Annotated in this window: 11 protein-coding genes; 4 read left to right on the forward strand and 7 right to left on the reverse strand. The window is 71.2% G+C overall.

What is annotated here, in order from left to right; genetic code table 11:
• Nucleotides 1-67: 67 nt before the first annotated feature.
• The 3 genes from QWI33_RS20215 to QWI33_RS20225 all read right to left on the reverse strand — a co-directional run bounded on the left by QWI33_RS20215 (nucleotide 68) and on the right by QWI33_RS20225 (nucleotide 3,645).
• Nucleotides 68-2,599 carry a S8 family serine peptidase gene (locus QWI33_RS20215; protein ID WP_289958959.1) on the reverse strand — a complete coding sequence of 844 codons (2,532 nt, stop codon included), beginning with the start codon at nucleotides 2,597-2,599 and terminating at the stop codon, nucleotides 68-70.
• A gap of 129 nt (nucleotides 2,600-2,728) precedes the next feature.
• Nucleotides 2,729-3,091, reverse strand: a complete 363-nt coding sequence (locus tag QWI33_RS20220; protein ID WP_289958960.1) for a fluoride efflux transporter FluC — start codon at nucleotides 3,089-3,091, stop codon at nucleotides 2,729-2,731.
• The gene (locus QWI33_RS20225) at nucleotides 3,088-3,645 is read right to left on the reverse strand and encodes a fluoride efflux transporter FluC (RefSeq protein ID WP_289958961.1); all 558 of its coding nucleotides are present in this window, start codon (nucleotides 3,643-3,645) and stop codon (nucleotides 3,088-3,090) included. Before QWI33_RS20225 ends, QWI33_RS20220 begins: the two co-directional genes overlap by 4 nt.
• A 321-nt stretch (nucleotides 3,646-3,966) precedes the next feature.
• Here QWI33_RS20225 and QWI33_RS20230 point away from each other — a divergent pair, with 321 nt between their 5' ends.
• On the forward strand, nucleotides 3,967-5,325 hold the full coding sequence (locus QWI33_RS20230; RefSeq protein WP_289958962.1) for a dicarboxylate/amino acid:cation symporter: 1,359 nt from the start codon (nucleotides 3,967-3,969) through the stop codon (nucleotides 5,323-5,325).
• 56 nt (nucleotides 5,326-5,381) lie between these two features.
• Here the strand turns inward: QWI33_RS20230 and QWI33_RS20235 are convergent, their stop codons facing one another.
• A complete protein-coding gene (locus QWI33_RS20235) occupies nucleotides 5,382-6,071 on the reverse strand; it encodes a TetR/AcrR family transcriptional regulator (protein ID WP_289958963.1) in 690 nt (229 codons plus the stop codon).
• Nucleotides 6,072-6,214: 143 nt separating this feature from the next.
• On the opposite strand from QWI33_RS20235, the gene QWI33_RS20240 reads away from it, so the two are divergent.
• Nucleotides 6,215-6,988, forward strand: coding sequence for a DUF2306 domain-containing protein (locus tag QWI33_RS20240; RefSeq protein ID WP_289958964.1), 774 nt, complete (start codon nucleotides 6,215-6,217; stop codon nucleotides 6,986-6,988).
• Between the two features lie 111 nt (nucleotides 6,989-7,099).
• The gene (locus QWI33_RS20245) at nucleotides 7,100-8,251 is read left to right on the forward strand and encodes a DUF418 domain-containing protein (RefSeq protein WP_289958965.1); all 1,152 of its coding nucleotides are present in this window, start codon (nucleotides 7,100-7,102) and stop codon (nucleotides 8,249-8,251) included.
• A 57-nt stretch (nucleotides 8,252-8,308) separates the two neighbouring features.
• Here the strand turns inward: QWI33_RS20245 and QWI33_RS20250 are convergent, their stop codons facing one another.
• Genes QWI33_RS20250 through QWI33_RS20260 form a run of 3 tightly spaced genes read right to left on the reverse strand, consistent with a single transcriptional unit; the run spans nucleotide 8,309 to nucleotide 11,346 of the window.
• A complete protein-coding gene (locus QWI33_RS20250; protein ID WP_289958966.1) occupies nucleotides 8,309-9,817 on the reverse strand; it encodes a tripartite tricarboxylate transporter permease in 1,509 nt (502 codons plus the stop codon).
• A 9-nt stretch (nucleotides 9,818-9,826) separates the two neighbouring features.
• Nucleotides 9,827-10,351: a tripartite tricarboxylate transporter TctB family protein gene (locus tag QWI33_RS20255; protein WP_289958967.1), complete on the reverse strand. Its 525-nt coding sequence runs from the start codon at nucleotides 10,349-10,351 to the stop codon at nucleotides 9,827-9,829.
• Complete coding sequence (locus QWI33_RS20260; RefSeq protein ID WP_289958968.1) at nucleotides 10,348-11,346, reverse strand: Bug family tripartite tricarboxylate transporter substrate binding protein; 999 nt, start codon at nucleotides 11,344-11,346, stop codon at nucleotides 10,348-10,350. Before QWI33_RS20260 ends, QWI33_RS20255 begins: the two co-directional genes overlap by 4 nt.
• Nucleotides 11,347-11,446: 100 nt before the next feature.
• Between QWI33_RS20260 and QWI33_RS20265 the strand changes: the two genes are divergently transcribed.
• Nucleotides 11,447-13,105 (forward strand): sensor histidine kinase, encoded by a 1,659-nt coding sequence (locus QWI33_RS20265; RefSeq protein WP_289958969.1) that lies wholly within the window; start codon nucleotides 11,447-11,449, stop codon nucleotides 13,103-13,105.

The following is a 13,105-nucleotide window of genomic DNA, read 5'->3' on the forward strand; positions in this document are numbered from 1 at the left end:
AGGGCGGCACCGCGATGCGGTGCCGCCCATTCCCGTGTCCGGCGGGTGGAGCGCCGGTCGGCTAGCGCTACTCGGTCAAGGTGAAGGCGGGCGAGGTCCACTGCTCCCAGTGGGCCGGGTTCGCCTCGTCGCCCAGGGCTTTGAGGACCTTGACATGGAGGGTCCATTGGCCGGGTTCCAAGGCATTGGGGCGGGACTCCGTGAGGTCCTCGAGGTGGATGCCGATGGCGTCGTCCGGGCCCGGGGAGCGTGGGAGGAACTGCTCGGGCTCCCATTCGACGACTTCGCCGGTGGCGGTGTTGACGGCGCTGATCTCCATGGAGGAGACCTGGTGGCCCAGGTAGACGAGGGCGGCGAGGTCGGGGCCTTCGGCGAGGCTGAAGGTTTCGGTCTCTTCCAGGTCGCGGTACTCGAACTGGTGGGTCTCCGGGTCCTGGCCGACGATCGCCGCGAGACGGGGGAACTCCGGGTGATCGAGGACGGGAATGGCGAGGTAGTCGCCCTGGTATCCCGAGTAGGCGGCGGTCAGTGATTCGCCGGAGTCCGGGCGGGCGGTGATGCGGCCTCCGAAGACGGAGCCCGCAGGCAGGTCCGCGCTGGGCTCGACCGTGACCTGGACCGTGGCCGTCTGGCCCGGATAGAGGTCGAGGGTCTTCGGCTCGAACGTCACGTTCGGCTCGGCCGCAACGAAGCCCGGCGCCCGGGTGTCGCCGGTGGTGGCGATCGTGGAGCGGTGGGTGAGTTCGTAGGTGCGGGTCTTGGTGTCGCGCGAGGTGAGCTGGAGCTCGAAGGTGCGCGGGCCCGTGCCGTCGCCGGTGTTGACGCCGGTCGGGTAGAGGTCGGCCTCGGCGTCGAGGGCGTCGATCACGTCGATGACCCCGGTCCCCTGCCGATGGGCCGCTTCGAGTTCGCCCAGGTCGGGGTTGTCGCCCCATGCGACCGGCTTGGCGGAGTTGGCGAGGCGGGTGCGCACGTCGCGCGGCTTCAGACTCGAGTCGTCGTCGAGCAGCAGCGCGGCGGCGCCCGCGACGTGCGGGGAGGACATCGAAGTGCCCGAAAGCGCCGCGTAGGAGCCGTCTTCCACGGGGATCGTGGACCAGATGCCGCCGCCGGGGGCGGTCAGGTCGGGCTTGAACGAGAGGTCCGGGGCCGGACCGTAAGCGGTGAAGGAGGAGGCGAAGCCGCCGCGCGGGAGCTCGACCAGGACCGTCTCGCCGGAGAACTCCAGGACCGGGGCCTTGCCGATCGTCGCCAGGTCGTGCAGGTCGGTGCCATCGGTGTCCGTCACGGCAAGGGCCGGAACGGGACCGTCCGCGATGCCGCCGCCGCCGAAGGGGCCCGAGCGGTCGTTGTAGATGACGACGCTCGTGGCGCCCTCGGCGACCGCTCGCTGGTACTTCTCATTGAACGTGCAGGTGCCGCGCACGATGAGCGCGGCCTTGCCGGCGACGTCCCCTTCGGACGCGTCGTCGGCGCAGGCGCGGCCCAGCCACACGAGCGGGTCCGTGGGCGCTTCCGGTTCGGGCGTGTCGTCGATCTGGCGGTAGCCGATGCTGCGGTCCAGGGCCGGCACGAACGCGGCGTCCATGCGCTGCTTCGGGTTGTCCGTGGAGGCCACCGCGATCACATCGGTGCCGAGGCTCGGCGCCGAACCCGAGTAGATGCCCGCCTCGCCGTCGTTGCCCATCGAGGCGACGACCGTGACGCCCTCTTCGACGAGCTTGTCCGCGGCCTCCGCGGTCGGGTAGCCGGGCCACTCGAAGGACTGGCCGAGCGAGAGGTTCACGACGTCCATGCCGTCGTCCAGCGCCGCCTCGAGCGCCTGCATGATGACCTCGGAGCTGGTGGAGCCGTCGCAGCCGAACACCCGGTAGGCCCCGAGCTCGACGTCGGGGGCGACACCGGTGACCTTGCCGTTCGCGCCCACGATGCCCGCCACGTGCGTGCCGTGGCCGCCGCAGTCGGCCGGGTCCGCGTCGGGCGCGGGCTCGGCGTTCTCGGGGTCGTCCGAGTCGAAGTCGTCGCCCACGAAGTCGGTGCCGTACGCGACCCGGCAGTCGTCGCCGAAGCAGCCGCCGAGGTCGGGGTGGGTGTAGTCGATGCCGGTGTCGATGATGCCGACCTTGACGCCCTCGCCGGTGATGCCGCGGTCGTGCGCGTCCGCCGCGCGGGTCGTCTGGATCGCCTGGGCCAGTTCGGGTTGCGCCTCAGGGGGCGCGGCCTCGTCGCCGACGCGCGCGGGGCCCATCAGGAGGACGTCCGACCAGACCTGCTCGACCAGGTCGAGGCGTTCGAGCCGCCGGGCGGTGGCCGGGTCGGTCTCGACCGAGACGCCGTTCCAGACGCGCGCGAAGTCGTGCCGGAGCGTGTAGTCCAGGTCGCGGGCGGCCGCGTCGAGGGCCGACGCGCCCGCGCCGGGAGCGAGCTCCACCAGCCAGACTCGGGGCGCGCCTTCCTCCGGGGCCGCTTGGGCGGCAAGGGAGGAGGAGGCCAGCATCGGCAGCGCGAGCGCCGCGGCGACGACGGCGGTCGTCCGGATGCGGGACGCGGCCGTTCGGCCTGCGAGGCGGTGGAGAGCAATGCGGCGCGAGCCCGGCATCAGGGGTCCCTTTCGAGTCGTGCCGGCCGGGGGCACTGAAGCGCCCCCGGCCGGCAGCTATGGCAGGACCTCGATCGTGGGGCATGGCGGCGCCCGAACCGCGCATTTGCCGCAGCCGCGTGTCGGAACTCAGCCGGTGACGAGGTGTGCGAGCGCGAGCCCGAGGAGGCCCGCGGCGAGGCCGCCCGCGAGGTTCGCGGCGACGTTCCACAGCGCGTGGCGCCAGCGGCCGGACTCGACGAGCAGCAGCGTCTCGTAGGAGAGTGTCGAGTACGTGGTGAGCGCCCCGCAGAAGCCGGTGACGAGCAGCGCCGTCCAGTCCGCGTTCGTCACGGCGACGGCGAGGAACACGGCGAGGCCGGACCCGGCGACGTTGACGACCAGCGTGCCCCAGGGCAGGTAGCGGCCCGCGTAGTGGGCGATGACGAGGTCGGTGAGGAAGCGGGCGGGCGCGCCGATCGCGGCCCCGGCGGCGATGAGGAGGAGTGTCATGCGCGGCGCCGGACGAGTCTGCGGGTGGCGTACATGCCGATCGCGGCGGCCAGAAGCGCTGCGGCCATCGTCGCGAACGCGTAGACGACCGCGAGCGCGGTCGCTCCGGCGCTCGCGGTGCGGCCGATGTCGAGGATGTAGGTGGAGAAGGTGGTGAAGCCGCCGAGGATGCCGATCCCGACGAAGGGACGGAGGCGGCCGAGGCCGGGCGCGACCTCGGTGACCGTGATCATGAGGACCCCGATGAGCAGGCCGCCCACGGTGTTCGCGGTGAACGTGGCCACCGGGAACGCGCCGGGAGCAGCGGGGAAGGCCACGGTCAGCCCGTACCGGGCGAGCGCGCCGATCGCGCCGCCCGCGGCGACCGCGGCCAGGGCCGGTGCGGAGGCGGCGCGCAGCGCGCCGCGCAGGGAGGGGCGGTGGTGCGGAGACTGGCCGTTCAGGGACGGGCGGCGCCCGGGTCGGCGGTCCCGCGGTGGACGCTGCGGTCCGCGGTCCCGCGGCGGGCGGCGCTGGGGCTCGCGGTCCCTCGGCGGGCGGCTGGTGTCGGGCACGCCACGAATCTAGTCGCCGCGGATATTCCCGCGGACCGGGCCGTATGCGGTCTCTCACTGACCCTTGCGCCCGATATGCGAGTGCCGCTAGCCTTGTGAGCGATGCGCTACACGATCACGAACCAGCACCTGACCCGGAGACGTCACCTCGACTTCTGCCGCGTGTCCACCGTGCTCTGTCGTTAGCACCGAACCTCTTCACCGGCGGGCTCGCCGAAGACTCCCCCTTTTCTCACGCTGGCCTCGAGCCACCCCAGCGTTCCCCAGAAGACCGCAGCCGGGCCGTGCCCTGCTGTCTGCCCAGAATCCAAGAGGTTCACCATGTCCGCAACCGCGGCACCAAACGACTCCAAGCAGCGCAAGCGCTTCAAGATCCCGTTCGCCTGGCAGCTCCTGATCGGCCTCGCGCTCGGCCTCGTCCTCGGCTACGTCGCCCGCCAATGGTCGGTCGCCTGGCTCGGCACCACCCTCGAGACGATCGGGACGCTGTTCGTGCAGCTCCTGTTCCTCATCGTCCCGTTCCTGGTGTTCACCGCGATCGTCGCGTCGATCGCCAACCTGCGCAACCTCGCGAACGCGGGCCGCCTGGTCGCCAAGACCCTCGGCTGGTTCGCGCTCACCTCGGCCATCGCCGTCGCGATCGGCCTTGCCATCGGCCTGACCACCAACCCGGGCGAGGGCGTGACCCTCACCAGCTCCGCCGCGGCGCCGGAGACCACCGGCTCCTGGACGGACTTCCTGACCGGGATCATCCCCACCAACGTGGTCGACGCGTTCGTCAACGTGAACGTGCTGCAGATCGTGTTCCTCGCGATCATCGTCGGCGCGGCCGCCGCGAAGCTCGGCGACAAGGCCGAGCCGTTCCTGAAGTTCAACGAGTCGGCGCTGGCGCTGATCCAGAAGGCCCTGTGGTGGGTGATCCGCTTGGCGCCCATCGGCACCGCTGCCCTCATCGGCAACTCGGTGTTCGCGTACGGCTGGGACCTGCTGGAGCCGCTCGCGGTGTTCAGCATCGACATCTACTTGGGCGCGCTCATCGTGATGCTCGTGGTCTACCCGGTGCTGCTGCGGCTGGTCGCGAAGGTGTCGCCGGTGCAGTTCTTCCGCAAGGCGTGGCCGGCGATCCAGTTCGCGTTCGTCTCGCGCTCCTCGGTGGGCACGCTGCCGCTGGCGCAGCGGATCGTGACCGAGCGGCTCGGCGTCGCCCGCGACTACGCGTCGTTCGCGTCGCCGTTCGGGGCGACCACGAAGATGGACGGCTGCGCCGCGATCTACCCGGCGATCGCCGCGATCTTCGTGGCGCAGGTGTACGACGTGCCGCTGGGCATCCAGGACTACCTGCTCATCGCGTTCGTCTCGGTGATCGGTTCGGCGGCGACGGCGGGCCTGACCGGCGCGACCGTGATGCTGACCCTCACGCTCTCGACGCTGGGCCTGCCGCTCGAAGGCGTGGGCCTGCTGCTGGCGATCGACCCGATCATGGACATGATCCGCACGGCCACGAACGTGACCGGGCAGATGGTGGTGCCGGTGATCGTGGCGAAGTCGGAGAAGATCCTCGACCGCGAGGTGTACGACGCGGCTCCGGTGCCGCTGGACGCCGAGTCGGCCTTCGGTGGCGACGCCGAGGAGCCGGAGGAGGCGCCCCGCAGGGGCGAGCCTGCGCTGCAACCCGCTTAAGCTTTGTCCTCTCCTGAAATGGCGGGGGCCGGTCCTTCGGGGCCGGTCCCCGTTTTCTATGCGCCCGTTTCGATGTGGCGCTCGAGGCCGTCGAGGACGCGTTCGAGGCCGAACGAGAAGTAGTCCTCCATCGCGATGCCGGACGCGGTGCCGGGCGCGGCGATGTGCGCGAGGTTGGGGAAGCGGGCGCGCATTGCGGGGTCGGCGAGGAACTGGAAGTACTCGGTGCTGCCGTCGGTGCCGCTGATCTCGGGGCGGACCGCGCCGAGGATGAAGCAGTCGACGGTGAGCACGGCGACGAGACCCAGTCCGGCGGGCATGCCGACGGCGGTGAGGCGGCCGATCACCGCATCGACCAGGGTCGCCTCGCCCGGGCCCATGGTCCGCTCGGCGGTGGCGACGCTCAGGGCCCAGGGGTGGGTGATGAAGAGTTTCCGCACGCCGTGCCCCCAGCCGCGCAGGATCTCGCGCCAGTGGTCGGCTTCGGGGAGCGGGTGGGGCCCGGCCATGAGGGAGTCGTACATCAGCAGGACGAGTTCGTCCTTGCCGGGAACGTGCCGGTAGAGGGACATGACGCCGCTGCCGAGCCGCTCGGCGAGGTGCTTCATCGAGACCTTCTGCAGCCCTTCGGCGTCGGCGATGGCGACGGCTTCGGCGACGATGCGCTCGCGGCTGAGGCCCGCGGGCCGTCCCCGGCCGGCGCGGGCCGACCCGCCCCAGAGCAGTTCGTAGTCGCCTGTGCCCACTGGTGCGCCCCTTCCACTTTCGCCTCGTGCACCGCAGCCTACGTCGCGGCCGGATGTGGCGGCACTCGTCGGTCTTGCGTATGAGGTACGCTAATTAGCGTATCTCATACGCATCGAACGGAACGCGTGATCGGAGTCCCCCCATGGCCGAGCCGACCCTCCTCGCCGAAACACCCGAGGCCCCGGGAGCACCGCCCCCCAAGGCGCGACCGAAGTGGTACCGCCGCCCCTGGATCGTCCCGCTGTTCCTCATCGTGGGCCTGTTCGTGGCGGCGCGGCTGCCGAGCTACCTGACCTTCGACACCGGGGACTCGCTGGTCGAGCTCCAGCCGGACTTCCCCGAGGTCCACTACCTGATGCTCAGCGGGCACATCCTGTTCGGCTCGATCGCGATCATCACCTGCTCGATGCAGGTCTGGCCGTGGCTGCGCCAGCACCACCCGAAGGTGCACCGGATCTCCGGGCGCCTCTACGTCTTCGCCGGGGTCGTGCCCTCCGGCGTGTTCGCGATCATCGTCTCCGTCATGTCCGTGATCGGCCCGGCCGGGAAGATCGGGAACCTCATCGGCGCGTCGCTGTGGTTCGGCTTCACCTTCGCCGGGTTCGTCGCGGCCCGGCGCCGGCGCTTCCAGGAGCACCGCCGCTGGATGATCCGCAGCTTCGCGCTCTGCACCTCCATCGTGCTCAACCGGGTGTGGATGGTCCTGTTCATCGTGGCGCTCATGCCGTTCCTGGACGGGTACTACGGCGGCGACATGGACGCGCTCATCCGGGACGGGGCCATCGCCTCGATCTGGACGAGCTGGATCGTCAACCTCATGATCGCCCAGTGGTGGCTCGACCGAAAGCCGAAGCGCCCCCGGAAACCGGGCGCCGGGCGCACTGCGCCTGCCACCAAAGTCGCAGTCGGCGCCTGAGCCTGCGACTTTCGGGGCGGCCGGACCTGCACCCCCGGTCGCCCCGTTTCACCCTGAAAGTCCATGCCGGGGAAGGATTCTTTCGGGCCCGCGGCGCGCGAACCTGAGTACATGCACACCTCCACCGCGGCGGCCCCGGCCGTCGACACCGCACCGACCGCCAAGCGGCTGCCGCTGCTCGACGTGCTCCGCGGCGTCGCCATCGTCGGCACGCTCGGCACCAACGTCTGGCTGTTCGCCTCCGCGCACGGCGAGGCCGGGCCGCTCCTGGGCTTCGGCATCACCAGCGGCGGTCTCCTCGGCGGGGCGCTCCAGTTCCTCGCCAACGGCAAGTTCCTGTCCATGCTCACGGTCCTCTTCGGGGTGGGGCTGGCCATCCAGTACCGCTCCGCGGAGAAGAAGGGCCGCCGCTGGCCCGGCCGCTACCACTGGCGGGCCCTGTTCCTCTTCGCCGAAGGCACCGTCCACTTCATCCTCCTGTTCGCGTGGGACGTCCTCATGGGCTACGCGGTCACCGCGATCGTCGTCGCCTGGATGCTCAAGCGCTCCCAGCGGGCGCAGAACGCCGTGATGTGGAGCGCGCTCGGCCTGCACCTGGCCCTCACCGGCCTGCTCACCGCCGCAGTCACCGCCGGCAGCGGCTTCGAACCCCAGCCCGACGCCGAAGTGCAGGCGCTCTACGCCTCCGGCTCGTGGCTCGAGCAGGTCCAGTTCCGCCTCGACAACGCCATCGCCTTCCGCATCGAACCGGTCATCACCTTCCCGCTGCTGGTGTTCCTGTTCATGCTGGGCGTCAAGCTCTTCCGCGCCGGCGCGTTCGGCGGGGACGCGACCGGCGGCCGCATCCGCCGCCGCCTCCTGGTGTGGGGCCTGGGGATCGGCGTGCCGCTGAACCTCGCCGTCATGGCCGGGCCGACCGAGCTGTTCTACCTCGAGCGGTACGTGGCCGCGCCCGTGGTCATGCTCGGCTACATCGGGCTCGTCGGCCTCATCGTCGAGAAGGCCCGGCGCGGCGTCGTCATGGGCGCCTTCGAGAGCCTGGGCCGCACCGCGCTGAGCGGCTACATCCTGCAGAACCTGCTGGCCTCGGTGATCTGCTACGGCTGGGGCCTGGGCCTGGCCGCGCGGTTCGACTCGAACCCGTGGTTCGTGCTCGCGCTCTGGGCCTCCATCAGCGCGCTGCTGCTCATCGGATCGAGCCTGTGGCTGCGCCGCTTCAGCACCGGCCCCGCCGAGATGCTCCAGAAAGCCGTACTCCGCTAGGAGACAGGAACAGGTGGGGGCCGGTCGCACGCGACCGGCCCCCACCTCCCCCTCCGACTAGGCCGCGACGGCCTCGCGGCCCTTCATTGCCCGGCGGCGGGCCAGCGACACCAGCGGCCACAGGGCGATCACGGCCACCACCGCGTACACCGTCCACGCCACCGGGCCGCCGATCAGGCCCGAGAGGTCGCCGCCCGAGAGCTGCAGCGACATGCGCGCCTGCCGTTCGGCCATCGGGCCGAGGATCACGCCGACGATCATCGGCAGCATCGGAATCCCGAAGCGCCGCATCGCGAGCCCCGCCAGACCGAGCGCGAGCAGGATGTACAGCTCGAACGCCTGGCCGCTCGTGGCGTACGCGCCCATCGACGCGAAGAACAGGATGCCCGCGAACAGGTACGGCTTGGGGATGCGCAGCAGCTTCACCCACATCGGGATGAGCGGCATGTTGAGCACCAGCAGCATCGCGTTGCCCACGAAGAGCCCGGCGATGAGCGTCCACACCAGCGCCGACTCCTTCTCGAACAGGAGTGGCCCCGGCTGGATGCCGTAGGTCTGGAACGCCGCCAGCATGACCGCCGCCGTCGCGTTGCACGGCAGGCCGAGCGCGAGCATCGGCACGAGTGTTCCTGCGGCAGAGGCGTTGTTGGCGGCCTCCGGGCCCGCGACGCCCTCGATCGCGCCGTTCCCGAACTCGTCCTTGTGCTTGGAGAGCCTGCGTTCAGTTACATAGGACAGGAACGTGGGCACCTCGGCGCCGCCGGCGGGGACCGCGCCGAACGGGAAGCCCAGCGCCGAGCCGCGCAGCCACGGGCCCCACGAGCGCCGCCAGTCGCTGCGGCCCATCCAGACCCGGCCGACCGGCACGATCTCGTCCTTGCCGTTGCGGCGGCGCGCGGCCGTCCACAGTGCTTCACCGACCGCGAAGGCGCCGACGGCGACCACGACGATGTCGATGCCGTTCGCCAGCTCCGGGACGCCGTACGTCAGCCGCTGCTGGCCGGTCACCGCGTCGATCCCGATGGTGCCGATGACGAGGCCGAACAGGAGCGACGCGAAGCCGCGGATGCGTGAGGACCCCAGCACGGAGGCCGTGGCGATGAGCGCGAGCATCATGATCGCGAAGTACTCGGGCGCGCCGAGGCCGATCGCGAACTGCACGGTGATCGGCGTGACGAACACGAGCGCGACCGTGGCGATCGTGCCGGCCACGAACGAGCCGATGGCCGCCGTCGCCAGGGCCTGGCCGCCGCGCCCGTTCCGGGCCATCTTGTAGCCCTCGAGCACGGTGACCACCGAGGACGACTGGCCGGGCGTGTTCAGCAGGATCGCGGTGGTCGAGCCGCCGTACATGCCGCCGTAGAAGATCCCGCCGAACATGATGAACGCCTGGGTCGGCTCCATGCCGTACGTGATCGGCAGCAGCAGCGCGATAGCCATGGCCGTGCCGAGGCCCGGCAGCATCCCCACGGCCGTGCCGATGGTGACGCCGATGAGCGCGATGAGCAGGTTCCCCGGCGTCAGGATCGCGCCGAAGCCGTCGATGAGGGCGTTGAGGTTCTCCATGCCCGCCCCCTACAGAATGCCCTGGAGCACGCCGGCCGGCAGGCCGAGGCCCAGGCCGATCGCGAACCCGTAGAACGTGGCCAGGCCGAGCGCGACGGCCGCGGCCAGCGTCAGGAAGTACCGGCGCGAGCCGAGCACGATCGCGCAGCCCCAGAACAGGAGCGACCCGGAGATCACCCAGCCGAGCCAGTCGATGAGCAGCGCGTTCGCGATGAACACGGCGCAGAGCAGGCCGATGGTCTTCCAGTCGTACCGCTCGCCCGCGTTCGCGCCCTCGTCCTCGCCGTGCCCGCCGCGCAGGGCGTCGAGCGCGTAGCAGACCGCGACGGCGACCAGCAGCACGCCGAGGATGATCGGCACCGGCTTCGGGCCGATCGGGTCGTTCGAGGCGGAGAACCCGCCCAGGCGCGAAGCGTCGACGACCACGAGCACGCCGAGGACGGCGAGGAACCCGCACACCCACAGCTGCGCGAGGTCGCGCTTCGGCGCGGACGCCTCGGCCTCCTCGACCGCGGTTTCGCTGTCGACGGTCATGCCAGGCCCAGTTCCTGGAGCGTCGCCGCCACCGTCGCGTCCTGCTCGGTGAGGAAGGCGCCGAAGTCGTCGCCGGTGACGAACGCGTCGATCCAGCCCTGCTTGTCGAGCTCCTCCTGCCAGGCCGCCGACTCGTGCACCGCGGTGAGCGCGTCGATCCAGGACTGCCTGTCGGCGTCGCTGATGCCGGGCGGGGCCACCCAGCCGCGCCAGTTCGTGAACTCCAGGTCGATGCCGGACTCGACGAACGTCGGCGCGTCCGGGACGACGTCGACCCGCTCGGCGCCGGAGACCGCGAGGACCCGCAGCTGCCCGGCCTCGATCTGGTCGATGAACTCGCCCACGCCGCTCGCGCCGAAGCTGATCTTCTCGCCCAGCAGCGCCGGCAGGAGCTCCCCGCCGCCGTCGTACGAGACGTAGTTGACCTGCGCCGGGTCGATGCCCACGGCCTTCGCGAGCTGCATCGGCAGCAGGTGGTCGGGGCCGCCGGGGGAGGAGCCGCCGCCCGCGGTGACGCCCTTGAGGTCGGCCGACCAGGCCGCCACCAGGTCGTCGATGGTCTGGAACGGGGAGTTGACGGGCACGACGATGGCGCCGGACTCCTCGACGATCTTCGCGATCGGCGTCGTCCCGGTCAGCTTCGCCTCGGAGTTCTGGGTGTACGAGGCGCCCACGACGCCCAGGCCCATCTGCATGGCGAGCTCGCCGTTGCCCTCCTCGCCCACGACCCGCTGGAGGCCCACCGTGCCGCCCGCGCCCTCGAGGTTGAACACCTCGACGGCCTTGGCGATCTTCTCGTCCTCCATGATCCTGGCGATCGAGCGGGCGGTCGTGTCGTAGCCGCCGCCGGGGCTGTTGGGCACCATGATCCGCAGACCGGTGAGGGGTCCGCCTTCGCCGCCGCCGTCGTCGGCGGTCATGCCGCAGGCCGAAGCCGTGGCAGCGAGGGGGACGGCCGCCGCGGCGCTGAGGAAGGCCCTCCGGTGAAATTTCATCGTCGTTGCTCTTTCATTTCGAGGGTGCTGTGAGAGACGATGGTCACCCCGACGCGGCCCCGGCGTCAGCCTTGTGTCCGTAACGATCATTGAGTTCATTGTGTTCAGGAAGCGCCCTACGCTCGCCGGTCAGCTGCTCGCCTCCCAGCTGACGGTGATCCTCCTCGTGCTCGCCGCCGTCGCGGGCGTCTCGCTCGCGCAGTCGCAGGCGGTGTTCGCGATCGAGCAGGGCCGCCGGGTCACGCAGCTCGCCGAGAGCCTCGCCGCCTCCGACCTGGTGCGCGGCCGACTCCCCGCGCCGGCGCCCGCGCAGACCCTCGCGCCGGAGATCCAGTCGAGCCAGGAGCGGTGGCTGGTGTCCTCCGTGACGATCGCCGACGCTGAAGGAGAAGTCGTCGCCTCCACGAACCCGCTGCTCATCGGCACCGTCCTGCCGCTGGGGCCGGGCGTGCTCGACGGGCGCGGCTGGCGGGGCGAGATCGAGATCGGCGGCCGCACCGAGCTCGTCGGCCAGGCCCCCGTGCTCGGCTACGCCGACGGTGACGGCGACGACGGCGACCCGATCGTGCAGCTCGGCGTCGCCGTCGTCGGCCAGGAGGTGCCCTCCCCGGCCGCGCTGCTCGCCGGGGACAGCCCCGACCTGCTGCTCTACCTGGGGATCGCCTCGGCATTGGGCATCGCCGGGTCGTGGCTCCTGGCCCGGCGCATCAAGCGCCAGACGTTCGGCATGGAGCCGCGCGAGATCGCAGGGCTCGCCGAGCACCGCGAAGCGATGCTCTACGGCATCGCCGAAGGGGTCGTGGCCCTCGACCCGCAGCACCGGATCACCCTCGTCAACGACGTGGCCCGCCGCCTCCTCGACCTGCCCGAGAGCGCCGTCGGCGCGCTCGTGGACGAACTCGGGCTGACCGCGCGCCTGCGGGACGTGCTCACCGGCGCCGCCGCGGGCGCCGACCAGGTCGTCCTCCAGGGCAACCGCGTGCTCGTCGTCAACCGGATGCCCGTCGCCAAGGACGGCCGGTCCCTCGGCTCGGTCGCCACCCTGCGCGACCGCACCGAGCTCGCCCAGCTCGAACGCGACCTCGGCTCGTTCCGGTCCACCGCCGAGGCCCTGCGCGCCCAGGCCCACGAGTTCGACAACAAGCTCCACACCATCTCCGGGCTCATCCAGATCGGCGAGCAGGACGAGGTCGTGGCCTACATCGACGCCCTCAACCGGCACCGCCAGTCCCTCGAACTGCACATCGCCGAACCCATCCGCGACAAGGCGATCGCCGCGCTCCTCATGGCGAAGTCCGCGCAGGCGGCCGAGCGGCGGGTGCGGCTCGACATCGTCGCCGAGAGCGCGCTCGCGCCGCTCGACCCCGAGGACTCCGCCGACGTCGGCACCGTCCTGGGCAACCTCGTCGACAACGCCGTCGAGGCCGCCGCCGGGCACGCCCGCGACGCGCCGCTGCCGCGCCGCAGCGACACGGACGCGTGGGTGGCTGTCGCCGTCAGCGAGCACGAAGGGGCCGTGCGCATCACGGTGCACGACTCCGGCCCCGGCGTCCCCCCCGAGACCGCCGGGGAGGTCTTCGAGCACGGCTACACGACCAAAGCCGCAGCTGGGGAGCACGGCATCGGACTTGCGCTCACGAAGCTCGTGTGCGAGCATCACGGCGGTTCGGTGGCTCTGGAGCACACCGAGCAGGGCGCCCGCTTCACCGCGGTCCTGCCGCTCCTCCACGAACCCGCTCCGACCCCGTCCGCCCGGTGA

Source organism: Glycomyces tritici, assembly GCF_030403505.1.

Excerpts from the sequence above, each read along its gene's own strand:
- QWI33_RS20220 (WP_289958960.1), bottom strand. The coding sequence starts at position 3,091 with ATGACACTCCTCCTCATCGCCGCCGGGGCCGCGATCGGCGCGCCCGCC.
- QWI33_RS20240 (WP_289958964.1), top strand. The coding sequence starts at position 6,215 with ATGGCCGAGCCGACCCTCCTCGCCGAAACACCCGAGGCCCCGGGAGCA.
- QWI33_RS20260 (WP_289958968.1), bottom strand. The coding sequence starts at position 11,346 with ATGAAATTTCACCGGAGGGCCTTCCTCAGCGCCGCGGCGGCCGTCCCC.
- QWI33_RS20255 (WP_289958967.1), bottom strand. The coding sequence starts at position 10,351 with ATGACCGTCGACAGCGAAACCGCGGTCGAGGAGGCCGAGGCGTCCGCG.
- QWI33_RS20245 (WP_289958965.1), top strand. The coding sequence starts at position 7,100 with ATGCACACCTCCACCGCGGCGGCCCCGGCCGTCGACACCGCACCGACC.
- QWI33_RS20215 (WP_289958959.1), bottom strand. The coding sequence starts at position 2,599 with ATGCCGGGCTCGCGCCGCATTGCTCTCCACCGCCTCGCAGGCCGAACG.
- QWI33_RS20250 (WP_289958966.1), bottom strand. The coding sequence starts at position 9,817 with ATGGAGAACCTCAACGCCCTCATCGACGGCTTCGGCGCGATCCTGACG.
- QWI33_RS20230 (WP_289958962.1), top strand. The coding sequence starts at position 3,967 with ATGTCCGCAACCGCGGCACCAAACGACTCCAAGCAGCGCAAGCGCTTC.